The 23,295-nt window shown below is 36.0% G+C and carries 16 protein-coding genes; 11 read left to right on the forward strand and 5 right to left on the reverse strand.

Annotation, left to right across the window (positions count from 1 at the left end; all coding sequences use genetic code 11):
- Nucleotides 1–114: 114 nt before the first annotated feature.
- Nucleotides 115–1,143 (reverse strand): LacI family DNA-binding transcriptional regulator, encoded by a 1,029-nt coding sequence (locus IRZ78_RS25640; protein ID WP_194620360.1) that lies wholly within the window; start codon nt 1,141–1,143, stop codon nt 115–117.
- Between the two features lie 284 nt (nt 1,144–1,427).
- Here IRZ78_RS25640 and IRZ78_RS25645 point away from each other — a divergent pair, with 284 nt between their 5' ends.
- From IRZ78_RS25645 to IRZ78_RS25695, 11 genes are all read left to right on the forward strand, one after another.
- Nucleotides 1,428–2,867, forward strand: coding sequence for a glycoside hydrolase family 28 protein (locus IRZ78_RS25645; protein ID WP_194620362.1), 1,440 nt, complete (start codon nt 1,428–1,430; stop codon nt 2,865–2,867).
- A gap of 36 nt (nt 2,868–2,903) precedes the next feature.
- Nucleotides 2,904–6,080 (forward strand): TonB-dependent receptor, encoded by a 3,177-nt coding sequence (locus tag IRZ78_RS25650; RefSeq protein WP_194620363.1) that lies wholly within the window; start codon nt 2,904–2,906, stop codon nt 6,078–6,080.
- An 11-nt stretch (nt 6,081–6,091) separates the two neighbouring features.
- Nucleotides 6,092–7,798 carry a RagB/SusD family nutrient uptake outer membrane protein gene (locus IRZ78_RS25655; protein ID WP_194620365.1) on the forward strand — a complete coding sequence of 569 codons (1,707 nt, stop codon included), beginning with the start codon at nt 6,092–6,094 and terminating at the stop codon, nt 7,796–7,798.
- A 117-nt stretch (nt 7,799–7,915) separates the two neighbouring features.
- Nucleotides 7,916–8,848 (forward strand): alpha/beta hydrolase, encoded by a 933-nt coding sequence (locus IRZ78_RS25660; protein WP_194620367.1) that lies wholly within the window; start codon nt 7,916–7,918, stop codon nt 8,846–8,848.
- 11 nt (nt 8,849–8,859) lie between these two features.
- Nucleotides 8,860–9,825: a DUF4861 family protein gene (locus tag IRZ78_RS25665; protein ID WP_194620369.1), complete on the forward strand. Its 966-nt coding sequence runs from the start codon at nt 8,860–8,862 to the stop codon at nt 9,823–9,825.
- Nucleotides 9,826–9,829: 4 nt separating this feature from the next.
- On the forward strand, nt 9,830–11,032 hold the full coding sequence (locus tag IRZ78_RS25670) for a glycoside hydrolase family 88 protein (protein ID WP_194620371.1): 1,203 nt from the start codon (nt 9,830–9,832) through the stop codon (nt 11,030–11,032).
- A 22-nt stretch (nt 11,033–11,054) separates the two neighbouring features.
- Nucleotides 11,055–12,275: a glycoside hydrolase family 88 protein gene (locus IRZ78_RS25675; protein ID WP_194620374.1), complete on the forward strand. Its 1,221-nt coding sequence runs from the start codon at nt 11,055–11,057 to the stop codon at nt 12,273–12,275.
- A 67-nt stretch (nt 12,276–12,342) separates the two neighbouring features.
- Nucleotides 12,343–13,941, forward strand: a complete 1,599-nt coding sequence (locus IRZ78_RS25680; protein WP_194620376.1) for a glycoside hydrolase 43 family protein — start codon at nt 12,343–12,345, stop codon at nt 13,939–13,941.
- A gap of 7 nt (nt 13,942–13,948) precedes the next feature.
- Nucleotides 13,949–15,958, forward strand: a complete 2,010-nt coding sequence (gene pelA, locus IRZ78_RS25685) for a pectate lyase (RefSeq protein WP_194620378.1) — start codon at nt 13,949–13,951, stop codon at nt 15,956–15,958.
- 54 nt (nt 15,959–16,012) lie between these two features.
- Nucleotides 16,013–17,362: a glycoside hydrolase family 28 protein gene (locus IRZ78_RS25690; RefSeq protein ID WP_194620380.1), complete on the forward strand. Its 1,350-nt coding sequence runs from the start codon at nt 16,013–16,015 to the stop codon at nt 17,360–17,362.
- 28 nt (nt 17,363–17,390) lie between these two features.
- The gene (locus IRZ78_RS25695) at nt 17,391–18,134 is read left to right on the forward strand and encodes a rhamnogalacturonan acetylesterase (RefSeq protein WP_194620382.1); all 744 of its coding nucleotides are present in this window, start codon (nt 17,391–17,393) and stop codon (nt 18,132–18,134) included.
- 92 nt (nt 18,135–18,226) lie between these two features.
- Here IRZ78_RS25695 and IRZ78_RS25700 read toward each other — a convergent pair whose 3' ends face one another.
- From IRZ78_RS25700 to IRZ78_RS25715, 4 genes are all read right to left on the reverse strand, one after another.
- Nucleotides 18,227–19,333 carry a relaxase/mobilization nuclease domain-containing protein gene (locus IRZ78_RS25700; RefSeq protein ID WP_194620384.1) on the reverse strand — a complete coding sequence of 369 codons (1,107 nt, stop codon included), beginning with the start codon at nt 19,331–19,333 and terminating at the stop codon, nt 18,227–18,229.
- Nucleotides 19,318–19,716, reverse strand: coding sequence for a plasmid mobilization relaxosome protein MobC (locus IRZ78_RS25705; RefSeq protein ID WP_194620386.1), 399 nt, complete (start codon nt 19,714–19,716; stop codon nt 19,318–19,320). Before IRZ78_RS25705 ends, IRZ78_RS25700 begins: the two co-directional genes overlap by 16 nt.
- 22 nt (nt 19,717–19,738) lie before the next feature.
- Entirely contained in the window at nt 19,739–21,721 is a 1,983-nt protein-coding gene (gene mobC / locus IRZ78_RS25710; protein ID WP_194620388.1) for a conjugal transfer protein MobC, read from the reverse strand.
- A gap of 121 nt (nt 21,722–21,842) precedes the next feature.
- A complete protein-coding gene (locus IRZ78_RS25715) occupies nt 21,843–22,745 on the reverse strand; it encodes a toprim domain-containing protein (protein ID WP_194620390.1) in 903 nt (300 codons plus the stop codon).
- Between the last annotated feature and the right edge of the window lie 550 nt (nt 22,746–23,295).

The raw sequence follows: 23,295 nt of genomic DNA on the forward strand, positions 1-23,295 counted from the left end.
ACAGTGAGCTTTTTTGTTTTTTACCATTAAGATATAAGCTTTGAACTTCATTTTCTTACTATCTTAATGGTGAAAAAAAAGTTCATTGTTAAATGAACTTATATGGTAAAAAAATTATGAGTTAGATCTTGACGATGATTTACGGATGTGTAATTCAGGAGCGAGAACTACCTTTTTTTCAATTTTAATAGTATCGGTTTTGTCTACTTGTTCCAGGAAAACACGCGCCGACATTTTTCCCATTTCAAGTGGCGACTGATCTACAGATGTTATCGATAATTCCATGAATTTAGTGAAGGGCTCGTTACTGAAACCCGCTACACAAAAATCTTTTGGAATGCTGATATTTCTGGATCGTAATTCCTGGATTGCTCCTAACGCAGCGAAATCACTCGATGAAAATATAGCATCTGGCGGGGTTTGCAATTGCAATAAAATATCAACTGCATCTTTTCCGGCATCAACAAAACTTTTAACGGGGATTACATATTCCTCTTTAAATTCCATTCCATTGTCTAGTAAAGCTTGTTTGTAGCCTAAAAACCTGTTTTTGAAAATCTCCAGAGACTGATCTCCCGATAAATGAGCAATAGATTTACAGCCTTCATCAATTAAATGCTTTGTAGTAATATATCCTCCTTTAAAGTCATTAATGGTTACTGAGCTAACCCCATCGATATGTTTGCTTCTGTCGAAAAAGATAAGCGGAACATTTTTTTGTAATACATTATCAAAAGCGCCACTATTCTCGCCTGTTACATCAGTAACCGACATTAGGATACCGTCTACTTGCGCATCTATTAAAGTATATAAATTTTCGTTTTCTCTTTTTGCACTTTCATGAGTCTGGCAAATGATTACCTGATAACCATGAGGATGAAGTTCCTCTTCGATTCCTCTAATGACAGAGGCAAAAAAGTTGCTGTCGATACGAGGAACAATAACGCCAATGTTATTACTACGTCCGCTTTTTAATGCCAACGCCAGTTTATTTTGCTTATAGTTCATCGAAGCAGCAGTTTTAATAACCAGCTCGCGCGTGCTTTCTTTTATTTTAGGATTGTTGTTTAAAGCCCTTGAAACAGTAGCGGCAGTGATATTCAATTTTTCAGCAATATCGTAAATAGTTATTTTTTCGCTCATTAAAAAAGGTTTTCAGATTAATCTTAGACAAAAATACATTTTTTTTTATAACGTTACACAAATTGTTATCGATTACCATAATTTATAATTAAAACGTTTTCGAATCAACAATCATAATAAATTATAGGTTTTTTTACATTAAGTGTAATTATATTTCATAATAAAAATTAAATATATAAATTTTTTGCTAATTAATTTGGTGTGTAAGAACTTATTTTATACTTTCGTGTAATCGATTACATATATGTAATGATTTGAAAGACTAAACAATAAATCCCGCGCAAATGTTTGTAAATAAGATTATAGCACTTAAAACTTTTTTAATCTCCTCTCTAGTGGCTATAGCATTATTGTCATGTACAAAGCATGCTTCTGTAGTTTCTCATTCAGATCCGTGGAAAAAGATGGAATTAATTATAAAGAGTATTCCTCAGACTCAATTTGCAGATAAAACCTTCAATATAAATGATTTTGGCGCTGTAGGAGACGCAAAAACGTCAAATACACTGGCTTTTGAAAAAGCAATTAAGGCATGTGCTGATAATGGTGGGGGAAGAGTTTTGGTGCCTAATGGAAAATATCTCACAGGACCTATACATTTACAGAGTAATGTGAATTTGCATTTAGAAGACAACGCCGAAATTCTTTTCAGCATAAATCCAAAGGATTATCCAATGGTTCATACTTCATGGGAAGGAACCGAACTGATGAATTATTCTCCTCTTATATATGCAAAAAATAAAACGAATGTTGCCATAACAGGAAAAGGAACTCTTAATGGTCAGGCTGATGATACGAACTGGTGGATTTGGTCGGCAGGTAAAGATTATGGCTGGAAGAAAGGAATTCCTTCTCAAAATGATCCTCAAAACCGCGAGGTTTTAATTGAAATGGCCGAAAAAGGTGTTCCGGTTTCGGAGCGCGTGTTTGGTGAAGGACGTTATTTACGCCCCAATTTTATTGAATTTTTTCAGTGCAACACGGTTTTGGTAAAAGACATTACGGTGATCAATGCCCCGTTTTGGATTCTGCATCCCATAAAAACAAATAATATCATCATTGATGGTGTAACAGTAAATAGTCATGGACCTAACAATGATGGCTGTGATCCTGAATATTCGCAAAATGTACTCATTAAAAACTGCACTTTTAATACCGGTGATGATTGTATTGCCATAAAATCCGGACGCGATGCAGACGGCAGAAGAGTGGCCATACCAAGTAAAAATATCATTGTTCAGAATTGTAAAATGATCGATGGTCATGGCGGAGTTGTCATGGGAAGCGAAATATCTGCAGGTGTTAATAATGTTTTTGTAGAGAATTGTGTAATGGACAGTCCCAATCTGGATCGTGCAATTCGTATTAAAACAAATTCAAAAAGAGGAGGAATTGTAGAGGATATTTATGTGAGAAATCTTGAAGTAGGAACAGTCAAAGAATGTGTTTTGCGTGTAACGATGTTCTATAATGTATACGGTTCGCAAACAGGAAATTTTATACCTACAGTGAGAAATATAAACCTTGAGAATATAACGGTAAAAAACGGCGGGAAATACGCAGTGTGGGCAGAAGGATATAAGGAATCTCCCGTGGAGAATATTACCCTGAAAAATGTAACAATAGCCAAAGTAGGTGAGCCCTACTTATTGAAAAATGTAAAGAATATCAATTTTATAAATACAAATGCGAATGAAAAAAGAGTAGAAACCATTAAAAATTAAAAACTTTCAATTTAACCAAAACTATTTAACCACACTATGAATTTTAAACAATTATCGAAGAAAAAAATAAAATACAATCTTGTATTTTTATTTTTCCTGAATTTCCTGTTGAGCACTACAATCTACGCTCAATCTACTGTGGTAGAAGGGAAAATTACAGATGCTGCAGGATTATCACTACCAGGTGTAAATGTCCAGGAGAAAGGAACTAAAAACGGAACTTCAACAGATTTTGAGGGAAGTTTTAAAATTAACGTAACCAGTAATAAAGCAATTTTAGTAATTAGCTATCTTGGTTTTCAAACACAGGAAGTTAGTGTATCGGGAAAATCTAAAGTAAATGTAAGTCTCTCTGAACAATCAAACTCACTTAACGAGGTTGTTGTAGTGGGATATGGCACGGCAAAAAAGACAGATCTAACCGGTGCAATTAATACTTTATCTGCTGCAAAAATTACCGAAAGAAACGTAACCAACCCTATGGAGGCTATCCAGGGAGGAATTGCAGGAGTTCAGGTAACTTCGAATTCAGGTCGTATAGGTGATGGATTTAATGTGATTATCAGAGGAACAAACTCCATTAATAAAGATGGTTCTAAACCACTTTTTGTTGTCGATGGAGTACCTACTGATAATATTGACTTTTTGAATCCACAGGATATCGCCAGAATGGATGTACTCAAAGATGCTTCGTCTGCGGCAATCTATGGTTCCAGAGGTGGAAGCGGGGTTATCATCGTTACCACTAAAAGCGGAACAAATGCAAAATCAGGAGTAACAGTTTCATTCGATTCTTCTTATGGTAACAAACAAGCAGTGAGATTACCTAAATTAATGAGCCCTGAAAAATGGTGGTATTACCATCAATCAGCATTTTTAGCCACTACAATTTCAGCTACAAATCCAACTTATAATGATATCAACGAAACAGAACTAGAAGCCGCTGTAGGTCAGGCAGGTTCTAATCCTCTTTTGTTTCAGAGAGTAGTAAAAAACAAAACTTATAATTGGCAGGACAGAATCCTTAAAGGAGGAATGACTCAGAATAATTATCTAAATGTTTCAGGTCGCGCCGATAACGGACTCTCTTATAACATAGGTCTGGGAGTACAAAAAGAAACCGGAGTTATTGATAATGAAGGTATCGATAAATACAACTTTAAGGCAGGTTTAAATCATAAAGTAAATGATAAAATCTCATTTGGAGTAAATCTTACCATTTCTAAAACAGATGAGCAGTTAGGAAGCCCAACTGCCATGCAGGAAGCTTTTAGACAAAATCCATTTACTTCACCTTGGGCAATTGATGCAGCCGGTAACGACATTGTAGGCACTTATGCGCAACAGCCGGGTACATTAAAATATCCAAACGGAACATCTGCAATTAATAAAACAGGATCTTATAATCCATTTTTAGAAATTGCCAATTCTGCCGATGAAATAGAGAGATTCACCACAATTGGAAATGTATTTGCAGAATACAAAGTCAATAGCTGGCTGTCTTTTAAATCTACTTTTTCAGCTGGGAAAATGGATGCAAGAGAAGGAAGATCATTTGGTGCACAAACAGATTTTGGACTTAAAAACAAAAGTTTGCCATCAGGTGATGTAACCAACGTGCAAAACTTTAATTATACCTGGGACAACCAGTTTAATATCAATTATACCCTGGCAAAGGATCATGTGTTTAGCTTTTTAGGACTTCAGAGTTTTTATTCTAATACTACTGAAACTTATTTTGCAGCCTCAAGAGAAAATCCTTTCGAAACCAGTTTTTATAATTTAGGATCAGGAGCTCAGTCTACTTATACATTGACCCCTGGAAGTGGCAATATTGCTTTGATTCCTTCTGGTGTGTTTACTCCTTATTCTAAAAATACTTTAGAATCATATGCAGCTCGTTTTAATTATGCTTACAAAGGGCGCTATTTATTGACAGCTTCAGTGAGATATGATGGATCATCAGTTTTAGCTGAAGGAAATAAATGGACTGCCTTCCCTTCTGTAGCTTTAGGATGGAATCTTCATGAGGAAGCATTTATGCAAAAATTAGCCTTTGTTTCTAACTTTAAATTTAGAGGAAGTATTGGTTATACAGGAAACGATAATGTGAATCCTTATTCAAGTTTAAGTCTTCTTAAAACACCAACTTATTATGAATATGGTTCTACTGTTGCCAATGGTTACACAGCATCGAGTTTAGGAAATCCAAATTTGGGATGGGAAAAAACAAAAGAGGTGAATTTAGGTTTAGATTTTGGCTTTTTTAACAATAGAATTTCAGGTAGTGTAGATGTATACAATCGTTTGTCTAAAGACTTATTGTTTCAACAAGCTTTACCACTGGAAATAGGAGTTCCTACTATTACTTCAAATGTGGGGTCTATTAGAAATAAAGGTATCGAGGTTGCGCTAGTGACTAAAAACATTCAGACTAAAAATGTGTCTTGGGAAACCAGTTTTACCTTTACTAAAAACGTAAATAAATTAGAATCTATTTACGGACAAGATAAGGTTGATGATGTTGGAAACAACTTATTTATTGGGGAAAACGTTCACTCTTATTACAATTTTGTATTTGATGGAGTATGGCAGGAAAATGAAGCAGCTAAGGCACTTTCTTACGGTCAGAAACCAGGTGAGGCAAGAGTAAAAGATTTAAATAATGATGGAAAAATTGATGCCAATAACGACAGGGCTATCCTGGGGAACTATGATCCTAAATGGTCAGGAAGTTTTTCTACAACATTAAAAGTAAAACAATTTGATTTATCATTGTCTTTAATCACCAATCAGGGAATGACTGTATTTAGCGGATTCCACGATAATTTTGCTGATGTTACAGATAGAGGTCGTCAGAAATTAGATCTTGGAGACTGGTATGTTCCGGCAAACGGAGCAGGTCTTCCTTCTCAATACTCCAATACAAATCCTTTGCCTCGTGGAGCAGGAGTTTATTATGATACCAACAACGTAGCGTTTTATAAAGATGCTTCATTTGTAAAAGTTCAAAACATTGCCTTAGGATATAGTTTTGATCAGGATCTGGTTAGTAAGTTGAAAATTAAAAGTTTAAGATTATATGTTAATGTCTTGAATCCTTTTGTATTTACCGATTATGAAGGATATGACCCTGAATGGGCAACTGCGGCTTTAGCAGTTAACCGTGTCTCTACAATGACGGTTCAGATGGGATTAAGTTTAAAATTTTAAATTAAAGAAAAATGAAAAAATTAATAATAGTTATAGCAATTCTGGCAACCACACTACATTCTTGTTCAGATTTTATTGAAGAAGAAAATCTTGCTTTTGGTTCAGCAGAACAATATTTTCTTACCTCTGCCGGGTTTGAGTCATTGGTAAATACAAATTATTCAACCTTAAAAGATATTTATGGTGGTGATCCGTGGTTGTTTGAAGCAGGTACAGATATGTACTCTGAGGGAAGAAATCAGGAGCCTGAAGGATTAGCCAAATATTTAACCTTATCCTCATCATCTGCAGGAGTTGATTTATTGTACAGAACTTGTTACATGGCCATTCAACAAGCCAATAAAGGAATATACTATTCTACTCTTACGGAGAAAACAAGTACACTGGATACAAGAGTAGGTGAACTTAAATTTTTAAGAGCAAATGCTTATTTTCTATTAGTTCAGACTTATGGAGGTGTGCCAATTGTATTGGATAATATCAATACGGCAGTAACTTCTTTTGACCGAAATACAGCCGAAGAGGTGTATACTCAGATTTTTAAAGATCTTAACGAAGCCCTCCCGGCAGTTGCAGCGGGTGCTTATACAGGAAGAGTGAATAAAAGAGCTGTTCAGGATTTATTGGCAAAAGTATATTTAACTAAAGGATATGAAACTTTTGGAACACCAACAGATTTTACAACGGCAGCAACTTTGGCAGATCAGGCAATTGCAGGCCAGGCATTAAATGTATCTTTTGAAGATGTGGTAAAACCAGGTAATGAAATGAATGCTGAGACAGTATTTTCAGTTCAGTTTTCTTCAGCTTCAAATGCAACGGGAACTACTTCACTTGGGAATTCTCAAAATTATTGGTTTGGACCTTATTTAGGGGCTGCAGCTGCAGGGAACCCTTATCCTAACAGAAGTTACACACTTTGCCCTACTGTTTATGCCATATCATTATATGAAAAAGGAGATAAGCGTTGGGAGAGTACTTTTATGACAGAAATCTTTGCCAGATATTACGATTTGTATAGTACAGCAGCAGATAAATCAGCTTCAAAAGTGACTCATTTCTATGAGCCAAAATGGTTTACTCCGGCAGAGAGAACTGCCTATATAGCCTCTCATACCAACTTGGGTAAAATTACAGCTCCTTCAACAGTACCGGCAGGTTATCATATTTGGGGATCTTATTCTTCATCAGCGCCTTCAGGAGGAGATTACAATCTAATTCCGGTTAGAAAATTTGATGACCCTAATGCTCCCTATAGCGGTGCTACCAGTGCCAACTACAATACAACTCCAATTACTGCTGCTACAAACAGAAGCAGTACGCGTGATTTTATTATCTCAAGACTTGGAGAAACATATTTAGTTGCTGCCGAAGCTTATTTTAAAGCAGGTCAGCCTACACTTGCACTGGCTCGTTTAAATGAAGTAAGAAGAAGAGCAGGCGGTGGTGTAGTAGGAGCAATTCCGGTAGTAACAACTATTGATATCAATACAATATTAGACGAGAGAGGAAGAGAATTATTGGGTGAATACCACCGTTGGTTCGATTTAAAACGTACAGGAACATTAGTTGACAGAACTGTTTTGTACAATCCTAAAGTTACTAGTGCTGCTGCTTTTGCAGGTCAAAATGGTCAACAGAAAATTTTAAGACCAATACCACAATCAGCATTAGATTTAAATAGAAATAAAGATTTCCCTCAAAATCCGGCATATTAAAAATCTGGTATAATTAGTAATTTAAAAATTTTTGAGGTTTTGTTTTTTTGAAGAAGTTAAAAAGGAGTTCGGTCATGAATCGGACTCCTTTCTTAACGAAATAATAGTTCGCTTGAAATGAAAAGAATCTTGTTGGTATTAGTGTTTGTCTCTCAGGGTATTATAGCGCAAAGTTATAGTGTTGATACCTCATATACCATAAAAAGTACCTATGATAAACTCATTAAAAAATATCCTTTTATAAAAATTGCAAAGGCAAATAAAGGAAAAAATGATATTCAGATCGAGAATATAGTGTACTACAAGGATAAAAACCGGGCATTACATTTGGATGCCTTTTTTAATAAAAAGCAGAAAAATAATCCAGGGGTAATCATGATTCATGCAGGGGGATGGAGATCAGGAAATAAAAATCAAATGCAAGGTCTAGCACAGGAAATAACCTCAAGAGGATATTCTTGTTTTGCAATAGAATACAGATTATCGCTCGAGGCAAAATATCCCAAAGGGATTTATGATGTAAAAAATGCGATTAAATTTATAAAAGATAATGCAAAGAAATTTCATGTAGATCCAGACAAAATTGCCGTTTTAGGATGCTCCTCAGGAGGCCAAATGGCAGCTTTGATTGGTACAACAAATGGAGATTTAGCTTTTGAAGATGCAAAATACAAGAGTAAGTCTTCTTCAAGAGTTCAGGCAATTATCGATGTAGATGGAATATTGGCTTTTAAGCATCCCGAATCTGGCGAAGGAGAAATGGCTGCTTTTTGGCTGGGCGGCACCCATGAGGAAAATCCGCAAAACTGGAAAGAAGCGTCGGCTTTAAGTCATGCCAGTGAAAATACACCGCCAAGTCTGTTTATCAACAGCAGTTTTGAGCGGTTTCATGCAGGACGGGATGATATGATTGCCATTTTAAATCAAAACAAGATTTATAGTGAAGTAAAAACAATTCAGGATTCACCTCATTCCTTTTGGTTTTTTGAGCCCTGGATGGATGAAACAGTGAATTATACAACACAATTTTTAAAGAGAATATTCAAATAATTTAGAATAAAATGAAAACAAAGATCACATTAGCAACCTTATTTTTAGTTGGAGTTACAGCGGTTAATGCTCAAAAATACGACATTAAAACAGCCAAAACATATGCCGAGATATCTGCCAAAACTGATGGGAAATGGGAAGGACGCAAATATATTGGAGGAACTGTTTTTAAAAATGTCGATCGGTTAAAATTGGCTCCCGAACATACAGATCATTCCTTTGATATTCGTTACGAAGGCCCGGGCTGGGAGAGTAACCGTATTGGATATCGTTTGTATCTGGACTGGAGAAATGCCATTGATATTTTTGGAAAGAAAACAACGGCTAATATTTTGCCTCTTGTAGGTCAGGATAATTTTGATTCCTATCATCAGATGAGCGATTGGGGTGCAGATATCCTTAAAGCCGGAAAAGGAATCGGAATTGGATCTATCGATCGTTATTTAAATGATGAAAAATTACACTTCCGTGAAGTAGACTCAACCATTGCAACTGTGGTAAACAAAACGACCGAATCTGGCGTAAAAGTGAATTATTACGGATGGAAAACAGCCTTGGATAAAATCGATTTCACATCAGTTTTAACCATCAAAGCAGATCAGCTTTATACCCAACACACGATTCAGGCCTCAAAAGAAATCAAAGGAATTTGTACCGGAATTGTAAAGCAAAAAAATGCTGAATTACTTAAAGAGGATAGTAAAAATAAAAAATGGGCTTATCTGGCCACTTACGGCGAGCAGTCATTAGTGCCCGATAAGTTAGGAATGGCTATTTTTTATCAAACCAATACAATCGAAAATCTTGCTGATACTACTTTAGATTACCTTTTGGTTTTTAAACCCACTACAAAAGCAACTTCTTTTTACTTTTTAGGCGCCTGGGAACAAGAGCCAAACGGAATTAAATCAAAAGAAGAATTCGTGAAGTACTTAGATCAAAAGCTAGAAGTACTCAACAAAAAAGGTAAAATGTAGTTTTATGCTGAAATCGAGTTTTGTAAAGATCAATCTTATTGTTTTACTCTTGATAATGAGTAGTATAATGATGGCTCAGGAAAATAAAAATGCTGTTCTTGCTGAGAATTTAAAATGGTCAGAGAGAACAGCACTTACTATTTTGAATACTTATCCTAAAGCTTCTCAGATCGATGGAACTAAAAAGCCAAAATGGGATTATAAAATGGGATTGGTATTGTTTGCTTTTGAAAAATTATATCAAAAAACAAACCACAAAAAATACTTCAATTATATAAAAGAATATGCAGATGAATTAATTGATGCCCAGGGAAATATTACCGATTACAACATCAAAGATTACAATATCGATTGTGTAAATCCGGGAAAATTATTGTTTAATTTATATGATCAGACCAAAGATAATCGTTACAAAAAAGTAATAGAGCAATTGAGAGCTCAGATAGAGAGTCAGCCCAGAACAGCGAGCGGGGGATTTTGGCACAAAGGGATATATCCCAATCAAATGTGGATAGATGGTTTGTATATGGCCGAACCTTTTTATACACAATACACAGTGAGGTATGAAAAAGGTAAAGCTTTGGATGATATTGCCCAACAATTTGAATTGGCGCAAAATCATTTGGTAGATCAAAAAACAGCTTTGGTGTATCAGGCCTGGGATGAAAGTAAAGAAATAGCATGGGCAAATCCCGAAACAGGGACCTCACCAACCATTTGGGGGCGAGCTATAGGCTGGTATATGATGGCCTTGGTAGAAACACTGGATTATTATCCAAAGACAAACCCCAACTTTAAGAAGCTGGCAGGCTATTTGAACCAGATAGCGAAAAGTGTAGTGGAACATAAAAGTGCAACAGGTTTATGGTATCAGGTAGCAGACAAGCCTGATTTGAAAGATAATTATTTAGAATCATCTTGCTCGGCAATGATTATTTATAGTCTGGCAAAAGGAGCAGACAAAGGATATATATCTTCGGATTATAAAAAGGTTGCGCAAAAATCCTTTGATGCCTTTATTGCCACGTTTGTAAAAAAAGATAAAAATGGTGAAATAGTAATCTCAAATGTATCTTCGAGTGTTGGTTTGGGAGGAAAACCTTTTCGCGACGGAACAAATCAATATTATACCAATAGCAAGGCAAAAGACAATAGTTCGCCGGCTTTGGCAGCATTTTTACTTAGTGCGATAGAATTAAAAAAATAATAAAATTTAAATATATTTTAAAATGAAAAATACTAGAAAACAAAGTTATTTTACATGGGTTATTTTAGTTTGTTTAATAGCCTTTACAAGTTGCAAAGTGACTTCTCAGGAACCTGCAAAGAAAGAAATCGTAATTTCTAAAAATTTAAAATGGTCTGATAAAATGGCTTTGACCTTAATGAAACGTCACCCAGAAGCTTATATGATCGATGATTCTAAGAAACCGAAATGGGATTATGTTCATGCTTTGGTTTTGCATTCGATCGAAGAATTGTACAAGAAAAATCCGGATTCCCGATATAAAACTTACATAAGAGGTTATGTAGATGAGTTAGTACAAAACGACGGAACGATTAAAACTTATGAATTAGACAAATACAATATAGATTTGGTAGTACCAGGTCGTTTGCTTTTTGATATTTATGCGGAGTCAAAAGAAGAAAAATATCTAAAAGCAATGCAGTTAGTGCGCAAGCAAATTTCCGAGCAGCCGCGCACTGCAAGTGGAGGATTCTGGCATAAAAAAATATATCCCAACCAAATGTGGTTAGATGGTTTATATATGGGAGAACCATTTTATGCACAATATACCCTTACGTTTGAAAACGGGCAAAATTTTGATGATATCGCAAAACAATTTGAGTTAATTCAATTGCACGCGACAGATCCAAAAACCGGATTATTGTATCATGCCTGGGATGAAAGTAAAGAAATGCCCTGGGCAAATAAAGAAACAGGTAATTCGCCAAATTTCTGGTCAAGAGCTTTAGGCTGGTATGTTATGGCCCTTGTTGATGTATTGGATTATATGCCAAAAGAGCATCCAAAACAAAAAGAATTGGTAAAATACCTGAACAATGCATCGGTTGCTTTGGCTAAATATCAGGATAAATCAGGTTTATGGTATCAGGTAACAGACAAAGGCAATAAAGAAGGAAATTACCTTGAAGCTTCTGGATCATCAATGTTTGCTTATGCTTTTGCAAAAGGAGCCAACAAAGGATATCTGCCTGCCAGCTATAAAAAATTAGCCAACAAAGCTTTCGATGCATTGACAAAAAAATTAATAAAAGTAGATGCCGATGGCGGAATTACACTAACGCAAGCTTGTCAGGTTGCCGGTTTAGGCGGAACTCCTTATCGTGACGGCTCATACGAATATTATGTAAACGAAAAGAAAAAAGACAATGATCCTAAAGCTACCGGACCTTTTATTCTGGCTGCTTTAGAGTTGAACAGATAATAAGTTTCAGGAAAAGATCTAACAGGCTTTTAAAATCTGTTAGGTCTTATTATAAGGATAATATAAAATGAAAAATATAAAAGCCCTCTTTCTTTTTTTATCCATATTGGCGATGCAAAAGAATTTCGCTCAGGTCTGGGTGCCCGATAATGCAGACGGAACATACACTAATCCTATCATTCACGCCGATTATTCGGATCCTGATGTGGTGCGAGTAGGGGATGATTTTTATATGACAGCCTCTTCTTTTAATTGTATTCCCGGATTGCCAATTTTGCATTCAAAAGACCTTGTAAACTGGAAAATTTTAAGTTATGCTTTGCCAAGGCAGCCTCCCTTTGACTTTTTTGATAAAGTACAGCATGGCAATGGCGTGTGGGCTCCAAGTATTACTTTTCATAATGATGAGTTTTATATTTATTATCCTGATCCTGATTTTGGAATTTACATGATTAAAGCCAAAAAAGCAGAAGGCCCATGGTCTGAACCTCTTTTGGTAAAAGCGGGCATTGGACTTATCGACCCAAGTCCTTTATGGGATGATGACGGGAGAGTTTATCTTGTTCATGCCTTTGCCGGAAGCCGTGCCCAGATTAAGAGTCTCATTGTAGTTTGCAGCATGAATGCCCAGGGAACAATTGCCAATAATGACCAGGTGATGGTAATTGACGGGCATCAGAGCGAAGGTACAATCGAGGGGCCTAAATTTTATAAAAGAAATGGTTTCTATTACATTTTTGCTCCTGCCGGTGGGGTTTCTACCGGGTGGCAAACTGTTTTAAGATCAAAAAATGTGTTTGGCCCGTATGAAAAAAAGAAAGTGCTGGAACAAGGAAAAACAGCCATAAACGGCCCGCATCAGGGCGCATGGGTGCAAACACAAAGCGGAGAAGACTGGTTCATTCATTTTCAGGACAAAGGAGCTTACGGAAGAATTGTTCATCTTGAGCCCATGAAATGGGAAAAAGATTGGCCGGTTATGGGAGAGGATTTTGATAAAAACGGCATTGGAGAGCCGGTTGCAAGATTCAAAAAACCAAATGTAGGGAAGAAATACCCCATAGAAACTCCTGCAGAGTCAGATGAGTTTAATGAACCAAAGTTAGGTTTACAATGGCAATGGCAGGCCAATTCTCAAATCAATTGGGGGTTTTCGACAAGTTTGGGATATCTTAATTTATTTTGTTTACCAACAATTAAAGAAAGCAACAAGATATTTGACGCGCCTAATTTACTACTTCAAAAATTTCCTGCAGAGGAGTTTACAGTGACCACTAAATTAACTTTTAATACAAGGTTAAATGGTGAATCGACAGGGCTAATCATTATGGGATTGGATTATAGTTATTTGAATTTAAGAAACGATATGGGCAAATTGTATTTGAACCAGAAAACAGGAACTTTCGATAAAAAAGTTGCTGAAAGCCAAACCACTCCGGTTTTAATTAAAAACAATATTATCTACCTTAGAGTAAAAATTAAAAAAGGCGGAGTCTGTAATTTCTTTTATAGTTTAGATGATAAGGAGTATGAATCGATTGGTTCTGAATTTATATCAAAAGAAGGAAAATGGATTGGTGCCAAAGTTGGGCTTTTTGCCTTGAGCGAAAAAGTAACAAATGATTCGGGAAATACTGCCGTAGATTGGTTTAGAATAACAAAATAAGCTTAAAATGATTCAATTTAAAAAATATATAACAGTAGTGCTATTTAGCATTTGTTTTGCTGTAAATGCTCAGAACACCTATAAAAACTGGCCCGATATTATTCGCAAAAACGATGCAGGCTGGTTTGGCACAGAGCAAGCTAAAAAAATAGCAGAGAATGTTTTGCTTTATCAAAGAGATATTGGCGGATGGCCAAAAAATATTCAGATGCAGCAAGAGTTAACCCCGCAGCAAAAAAAGGATTTACTGGCCCTTAAAAAGTCAACAAAAGAAATCACTACAGACAACAGTGCAACTTGTCAGGAAATGCTTTTTATGTCTAAAATGTATGCGCAGGTTAAGGACGAGCGTTATAAAGAATCTTTTTTAAAAGGTTTAGACTATTTACTTGAGGCGCAATATAGCAATGGAGGCTGGCCTCAGTTTTATCCATTAAAAAAGGGATATTACACACACATTACCTACAATGATGATTCGATGGTAAATATTTTAAATATCATCAAACATGTAAGTGAGGATACTGATTTTTACAGCATACAACCTTCGGCAGCAACTATCGAAAAAGCTAAAAAATCTTTCGATAAAGGAATTGATTGTATTTTAAAAACGCAATATAAACAAAACGGAGTTTTAACCGCCTGGTGCGCGCAACACGATGAGGTTACCCTTGCCCCGGCAAACGCAAGAGCTTTTGAACTGGCTTCTTTAAGCGGATATGAATCGGCTAAAATTGTACTGCTTTTAATGTCGATAGAAAAACCTTCAAAAGAGATAATCACAGCGGTTAGAAGCGCTCAGGCTTGGTTTGAAAAAACAAAAATCACCAATCTTGAAGAGAAACGCGTTTTAAACGATCAGGGAAAAATTATAGACAAGAATATGATTGTCACTGAGAATGCATCGCCAATTTGGGCAAGATTTATGGAGCTGGATAACAATGAACCCTTTTTTTGCGATCGTGACGGAGTGAGGAGAAAATCTCTTGATCAAATTGGTTCGGAACGCAGAAATGGCTATTCCTGGTATAGCGATGCGCCAAAAGAAGTATTGAAAAAATATCCTGCATGGGCCATTAAAAACGGAATTAAATTATCATCAGCAGAGTCTATAGATAAAAAAAAAGCTAATTTCTTTACCGTTGCCCTAGACGGTTCAGGTGATTTTACAAAAATTCAAGACGCTATCAATGCTTGTCCTTCTTTTCCATATGAAAAAGTGACAGTGTTTGTAAAAAACGGAATTTATAAGGAGAAGATCCGAATTCCCGAGTGGAATACCCATGTAGCACTTCTTGGGGAAAGCAAAGAAAATACCATTATTACCTTTGATGATAATTTTTCTAAAATCAACACAGGAAGAAACAGTACTTTTTTTACCTATACACTTTTAGTTGAAGGGGATGATTTTTCGGCCTCGAATTTAACCATTAAAAATGCATCGGGCGACAATGGTCAGGCCATTGCACTGTCTCTTGTGGCCAATCGCGCTCAGGTATCAAATTGTAGTATTTTAGGCAATCAGGACACTTTGTATGTGTCTGGAAAAAACGCCAAGCAATATTTTAAAGATTGTTATATCGAAGGCACTACTGATTTTATTTTTGGAAGCGCTACGGTCTTATTTGAAAATTGTGAAATCAGAAGCATTAAAAACTCTTATATCACGGCAGCTTCAACACCACAGGATACCACTTTTGGATTTGTTTTTCAAAATTGTAAACTTACTGCTGAACCAGCTGCAACGGCAGTTTATCTGGGAAGGCCGTGGCGTATTTATGCCAAAACCGTTTACATTAATTGTGATATGGGAAAGCATATCAGGCCCGAGGCCTGGCACAACTGGTCCAAACCCGAAGCAGAACAAAATGCTTTTTATGGTGAGTATAATAACAGAGGCGAAGGCTATCAGCCCACAAAAAGAGTGGTATGGTCACATCAGCTCTCAAAGAAAGAAGCCGGGGAATATACCATTGAAAATATCTTAAAAGATTCCATTGCTAATTGGTACGCCAAGTAAAGAAAAATAACCCAGAGCTTATAGAATAACTAAATCAAAATCAAAATATAAATCATGAATTTTAAGTGTCTCATTTTTCTATTGATTTCATGGACTTGTCTTGCGCAGAATAGCGAATTTCCCTCAGCAAAAGTAGATTCGATTCTAAATAGAATTCAGCTTCCTGTAATTGCTTCTTATCAGATAAATATTTTGAAGTTAGGCGCCAAAGGAGATTCTCTTACCAATAACAAGGCTGTTTTTGATAAAGCCATGGCGTTGTGTAAAAAAAATAATGGCGGAACCATAATTGTGCCTAAAGGAATTTATAAAATAAGTGGTCCAATTCATTTTGTAAGCAACGTTAACCTTAAAATTGAAAAGGGAGCCAAGATTAAATTCAGTGATAATCCTGAGGATTATTTACCCATGGTTTTAACCAGTTGGGAAGGGACAATGCTTTATAATTACAGCCCTTTAATTTATGCATACCAATGTTCTAATATTGCCATAACGGGCCAGGGAACAATTGATGGAGAAGGAGCTAAGACATGGAAAAGCTTTAAGGCTAAAGAAACAGCGGGAAAAAATCTGAGCCGCGAGATGAATCATAACAATACTCCACTTAAAGACAGGAAATTGGGAGCTGGTTATTTTTTGCGTCCCCAGATGATTCAGTTTTTTAATTGTAAGAACATTTTAGTTGAAAATATCAGGATAGAAAATTCACCTTTCTGGTGTCTGCATTTATTAAAATCTCAAAGTATTACGGTCCGAGGCGTGAGTTACAGATCCTTAAATCACAATAATGACGGTATTGATCCTGAGTATGCAAAAGATGTTTTAATTGAAAATGTAACCTTTGATAATGGTGATGACAATGTAGCCATTAAAGCAGGAAGAGATCACGAAGGAAGAGCAAATGCGGCCACACCAAGTGAAAATATTGTCATTAGAAATTGTAATTTCAAAGGACTTCATGGCGTTGTGATAGGAAGCGAAATGTCTGGAGGAGTTCAAAATGTATATGTTGAGAACTGTAAAGCAGTTGGCTATTTAAAAAGGGGAATTTATTTGAAAACCAATGCCGATAGGGGTGGTTTTATTAAAAATATTTTTGTTCGAAATATTACACTCGATCAGGTAGAAGATTGCTTGTATATAACGGCCAATTACCATGGTGAAGGAAATGGTTTTCAATCGGAGATATCAGATATTTTCTTTTCAAATATTTCCTGTAATAAAGCAACGCAAACAGGTATTGTAATTCAGGGATTTGCCGATAAAAAAGTCCGAAATATTTCTCTGAACAACATAGATATAAAATGGGCAAAAAATGCCATTTCAAGTTCAAATGCTCAAAATGTAGTATTGAACGAAGTTTTTATAGGAGAAAAAGCAACAGTTCCTTCTGCGGCAAAATAAGAATGAAAGAACTCTAAGAATGAAAAAAATGAAATATTATCTATTGATGATCTGGCTGATCACAACGGCAAGTTTCGCCCAAAAAACAACCTTATTTACTATTGGAGATTCTACCATGGCCAACAAGAAAGACCCAGATAAAAATCCTGAACATGGTTGGGCGCAAGTGCTTGAGCCTTTCTTTACAGCAAATATTGTCGTTGAAAATAAAGCAGTAAATGGAAGAAGCACCAAGAGTTTTATCAATGAAAAACGCTGGGATTCTATTTATAAAAAGCTTAAAAAAGGCGATTATGTTTTTATAGAATTTGGACATAATGACCAAAAAATAGAAGATTCGACCCGATATACAAACCCGCATACCCGTTATCGATACAATCTTATTCGGTTTGTAAAAGAGAGTCGTGAGAAAGGCGCTATCCCTGTGCTACTCACTTCTATTGCAAGGCGTAATTTTAATGAAAAAGGCGTACTTGTACCCACTCACGGTGAGTATCCTTTAGAGGTCAGATTAGTGGCTCAGCAATACAAAGTTCCTTTTATTGATCTGGAATATTATTCAGAATTACTCGAAGAATCTTACGGACCTGAGGAGTCAAAGCAATTGCATTTGCATTTTAAGGCAGGTGAGAATCCCTATTATCAAAAAGACAAAGCAGATGATACACACCTTTCATTAAAAGGCGCGACTGCTATTGCTCAAATTGTTATTAATCAGATCAAAAAAATGGAAGATTCTTCCTTGGGAAAACTTAAAAAAGAGATTAAATAGCAATTGATTCGGACCTTGAAAGTAATTTTGGAAACTGAGCTGTAAAATTTTGCAAGATGACTTGTAAAATTAAAATGCAAAATAAAGCATTTTCAAAAGCTTTGCCTGATAGTTTTACCTCGTTTTGCTTTTCTGTTCTCAAAACAGACTTCCGCTTTTTGGGATCTTTGCTCAAGATTCTCATTGAGTTGCTTGAGGAGAAAATCACCATTTAAAAAACTTTTGGTCTTGTGATCAATAAAGGTTAATTCATCAATAAGCCCATCAGCGTCTTTTTTAGCCACAGTAGTGATCGCTGACCTTTGCAATATCGGGCTCAGCTCATCTAAAGCTATAGATTGAATTGAATACCTATTTACGATTTTTTTAATCCCTATTTGCTGCTCAGTGTTTTTTATTTTGTTTTCTTTAAATTGATTCTCTAAAAAAACCAGCGTTGGCTTGTTATCAAGTATGCTTGCCTTGATAGGTTTTCCAACAGGTTTTGCTTTTTGGTTTAAAATCTGGTATACTAATCCACCTGCCAGAAATGTTTTTGAATTTTCACTTCCTCTTTGAGCAATAAGATTATACTGGGATAAAATGGCATTTAGTTCTGTAAAATTGGTATAGCTGTATTGATTCAATACATAATTGAGAACAAGATTTATGGCCTTTTTTGATTCGGTTTCTCCATACTTGATTCTTTTTATGGCTATGGGATTCAAATCAAGTTGATTATTTGCTTTTTGTCCTCGTGCCTTAATTAACCCAAATAGTTCTTCGATTTCTTCTCTGGCAGGTTCAGATTTGCGATAAGCTAAATTATAAATATGCATTCTTTTACCGTCTTTTTGTATATATGTGGTCACAACATGCAGGTGTTGGTGTCCTGCATCATAATGCTCATAGACTAAATAAGGCTGCTTTGCAAAACCAATTCTCTGCATATAAGTATTGGCAATTGCCATTAAAGTCTCCCTTGAGTGATCTTCAAGGGGAGAGAAGTTTAGAGAAATATGAATAGCATTGCGTTTTATACTCTGGTTTAATACTGTTATTTGGGTAAAACGTCTTTTTTTTATTCTATCGTTTAATCTATCAAGATCAACAGGGTAATTGCCAGCCCCAATGCATTGCGCTTGTCCTATTGTGACTTTGCTCTCATTATAATTAATAATTCGGTTTATCGAGGAGCCAATTTTTATGATTGTGACCATTTTTCTACGATTTTTTCAATTTGTATTTTGATTTCTTGGATTGTTTTATCCAGATGTTTTATGGTGGTTTCAAATCCTGCAAGTACCGGATTGAATTGACTGGTTTGCTGCTGACTTGTTAATTTTTCAAGAATTTGGAAGGCAGTATTTCTCACCTGATTCATATGATCATTCAGAGATGCTATTTCTTCGATCAAATCTTCCAGGGACTGATCCCTGTAGCGTATGGTGATTGGATTATGAATAATTATGTTCCTAATATATTCACTCAAGCTGCGGCAGGTACTTTTTTTGTAATTATTTTCAATTTCAATATATTCTGCAGTAGGTATTCCCAGATATACATAACGATATTTTTTTGGGTTATTAGTCTTTGTTCTCATAGCATTTCTCTTTAGGTTGAACTTATTTTCTTATCACCAGGCAAGAGAGTTCAGGATCACTCATAAGGCGATCCATCTCATCGTTAATGATATCCTGGATGTCTTTTTTTATTTGAAGGTAATTACTCTGTACAATTTCATTATTGAGTTCTCGTACCATGGGAATATCTTTGTAATTATCAGTTTCGTTTTTAAGGACTTTATGATCGTTGATTATCTCACTGTGGAATGTTTTAAGGTCTATTTTGCAATTCGGATCATCAGCGACCATTCCCACAAACTTACCTGAACTTAAAGCAGATATTTTGGAAGGCGGTACAGCCAGCTCCAATTGTTTAGAGCGGCTAACAGAGGTATCATTGCTGTTTATGGAAAGACTTTCCCTGTCCTGCATAATTTTTCCAATTCGCTCCGATAATTGCTTGGCAGTGTCTCCGCTGACCTGGCCGCTGATGATATTTCCTGTAAGGTTCATAATGACATCAGCCTGTTCTCGCCCGTAATCTTTTCTAAGCTGGCTAAAATCCTGTATGCCCAGGCAGGTAGACACTTTATTGCTTCTGGCTGTGGCAATAACATTATCGATATTGTTGAGGTAAATAGTGGGAAATTCATCAAATACAAGACTGCTTTTTTGTTTTCCTTTCTGATTGACCAGTTTTAGTAAACGACTTACATAAAGCGAGAGTACAGCGCCGTAAATTTGGATCTTCTGAGGATTGTTTCCCATGCAGATGATCTTGGGCTGCTTTGGATTATTGATGTCTAGTGTAAAATCGTTTCCCGATAGCACATAATAGAGTTGGGGAGAGGAGAGTCTGGCCATAGCTACTTTGGCTGAGGCAATTTGCCCTTCTAGCTGCTCCATGACATCACTGAGATATGCATTGACAAATGGGTTGATAAGTACCTCTATTTCCTTCTCTGTCCGAAGAAGGGTAAAAAGATCATCATAATCTATCTGCATGAGTTCGATAACGTGGGGCAGTGTACAGAATTGTCCATCTTTATATTTTCTGAGATACCAGATAATGGCCGTTAAAAAGTTAATAGGGGATTCCACAAAAAAATCACCCTGACGTTTGATCCATTCTCTATTGAGTCCCAATAGAATGGTTCGGGCCGATTCGGCCGAATCGGTAATATCGGTCATGGTCATAGGTACTAATGGATTACATCTGTGCGAGCGACTCAGATCATCGAAATTGATACTGTAGAATTCAGGGGCAATTAGATGTGATTTTTTTGTTTTGAGCCAGGTATTGTAGGCAATGGTAGTGAGATCATCAAACTTGAAATCATAAACAAACATGCAAAATCCTTTTCGGATGTGCTGGGTAATGACATGGCGTATGATAAAATAGGATTTACCCGAGCCAGGGGTTCCCAGTACCAGTAGGCCGCGAAAGGGGTTGATGATATTGATCCAGCTTTTTCGAATTTTGTCCTTTACATAGTATTGGGCGGGAAGGTTGATGGAGTATTGATTCTCCAGGAGTCTTTCTTCTTGTGGGAAAGTCTCATTTTCACTATTGAAAATATCTCCCTGATGAAGCTTTTGGATTATAACACGCGAGAAGAGAGTACCTCCTGTTAGAATTAAAATAAATCCTGTCGTTGTCACACCAATGTAGATAATTGCCAGCCAGATGATATTTATTTTTAAAAGCAGTAAAAAGTAGCTCAAAAAATAAAGAGGCAAGCCTAAGCCAAGCCAAAGAAAAGCATGCTTGTAGGTCATAGATTCGTTTTTTCTTCCCTTGCTGCCCAGAAGTGAAATGACCAAAAAGCCAAGAGCCAGGATTTTGGAGCGATCAAAGGTGTCAAATAGTCCTGTCAGAGCAATATTTCCAAGGATTTTATCCCCTAGTGGGTTTGCCAGATTCCAATGCAGAAACACGCTATAGGTATAGTAATAAAAGTGCAGGCCTAAAAGGATTATACTTATAAGGCGGGTCATATCAAGTATTTTTCGCAGTGCCTGCTCGTTTTCTCCGGTTTGCATAGCTATATTTTTTTAAGATTAACACTTTCTTTGAATCATAAATTCGATTAGCAAATCACGCGTCTCGTATCCCTAGAGAATCTCTGTCTGAAAGGGTAATGGCTCTCTTGGATTTAAGTCTTTATCGTTTTAAGCCCGAACTTTGTTTTTTCTGGCTTTTCTCAGATTTTATCATCCACTCGTTAAGATCTTTGCAGTCTTTATACAGTGCGCTCTGATCTTTGTATTTACTGCCCCAGCCAAGGGCCAGCTCAGTGAATTTTTGCCCGGGCTCATCCCGGTCCAGATAGAGACTTACCGCTTTGTGTTTTTCCATAAAAGGGCGGGCTTTCTCTAAAAAAGAAAGAGAGTTCAGAACCACAAAGCTTTCTTTTTGGTTTTTAAGCCGACCACTCAATGACCTGTAGGATAAAAAATCCATAAACCCTTCAAAGACCAACACTTTTTTATCGGTATGTTGAAAAGTAGTAATTCCCTTGGGTGAGCTACTGGCTTTAAAATAGGGATTTCGAATTTCAAATCCACCAAAGTCATTTTTAAAGCCTATGCCGTAATAGGAATGCTCATTAATGCCATAACTAACCTCGCAGCAATATTCACGGGCAATGCCAATAGGAATTTTTCTTTGTCTTAGATAGTGTAACAGGGAAATAGATTGGAGTGGTTGTTCTTTTAAAATGATAATTTTTGATTGATTTTTTTCCGAAATATTTTGAAGCGGAACAAAGCAATGCCGCAGGGGAATATTTCTGCAATGACGATTTAAAAAATCGCCAAAGGAGCAGTTAAAAAACAGCATGCCAAAATCAATGAGACTGCCTCCTTTTCCCATCCCGTGATCATACCAACGGTTAATACTGCGGTTGATTTTAAAAGAAGCTGTCCTTTCATTTCGTAAAGGTGAGAGGTACCAATATTCATCGTGGGATATTTTAGAGGGTTCAAATCCCAAGGCAGATAAATAAGATACCATATCCATTGCCTTTACCTCTTCAAGGGAAAGACCTTTTTCACTGAAATCCATAATCGCATTTTATCAGGTTCATTATTCAGATTGCATATACGAAAGTAAAAAATCAATATAGCTTTTCCAATCCTAAGCATCCTTTAACTAGGATAGGTTGCCACAATAAGTGAAAAGTCAATAAACTATGAGAGAATAAACATCTTTGTATGAATTGAAATGGTATTATGATATAGCAATGGCAAGTTTTGTATCTGGAGTAAATTTTGGAATTCAAAGAATACCAAATAGGGAAAATCATTCACTAGTCTGTGATGTTATTTTGATGAGTATATTAAAGAGTTTTTTAGATATGTTAAACATACTTGTTTAACTTAACCTTTGAACCGGTAAAAGAAGAGGTGTTTTTTTGAATTGATTTTGCATGCAAAACAATATCGTAAGAAAATTCTCTTTTATTTATATTAAATTTTAAAGTTTAAGATCAACTTTATCAGAAGGTTATGATAAATTTTTAAAAATAATTGAATAAAACTTTATAAAAAAACTTGTAAATACGGATAAACTCACTACTTTTGCACCCGCTTTGAGAGACAAGCGAAACAAAATT

The sequence above is a fragment of the Flavobacterium sp. CSZ genome (assembly GCF_015350725.1).
Classification (GTDB): domain Bacteria; phylum Bacteroidota; class Bacteroidia; order Flavobacteriales; family Flavobacteriaceae; genus Flavobacterium.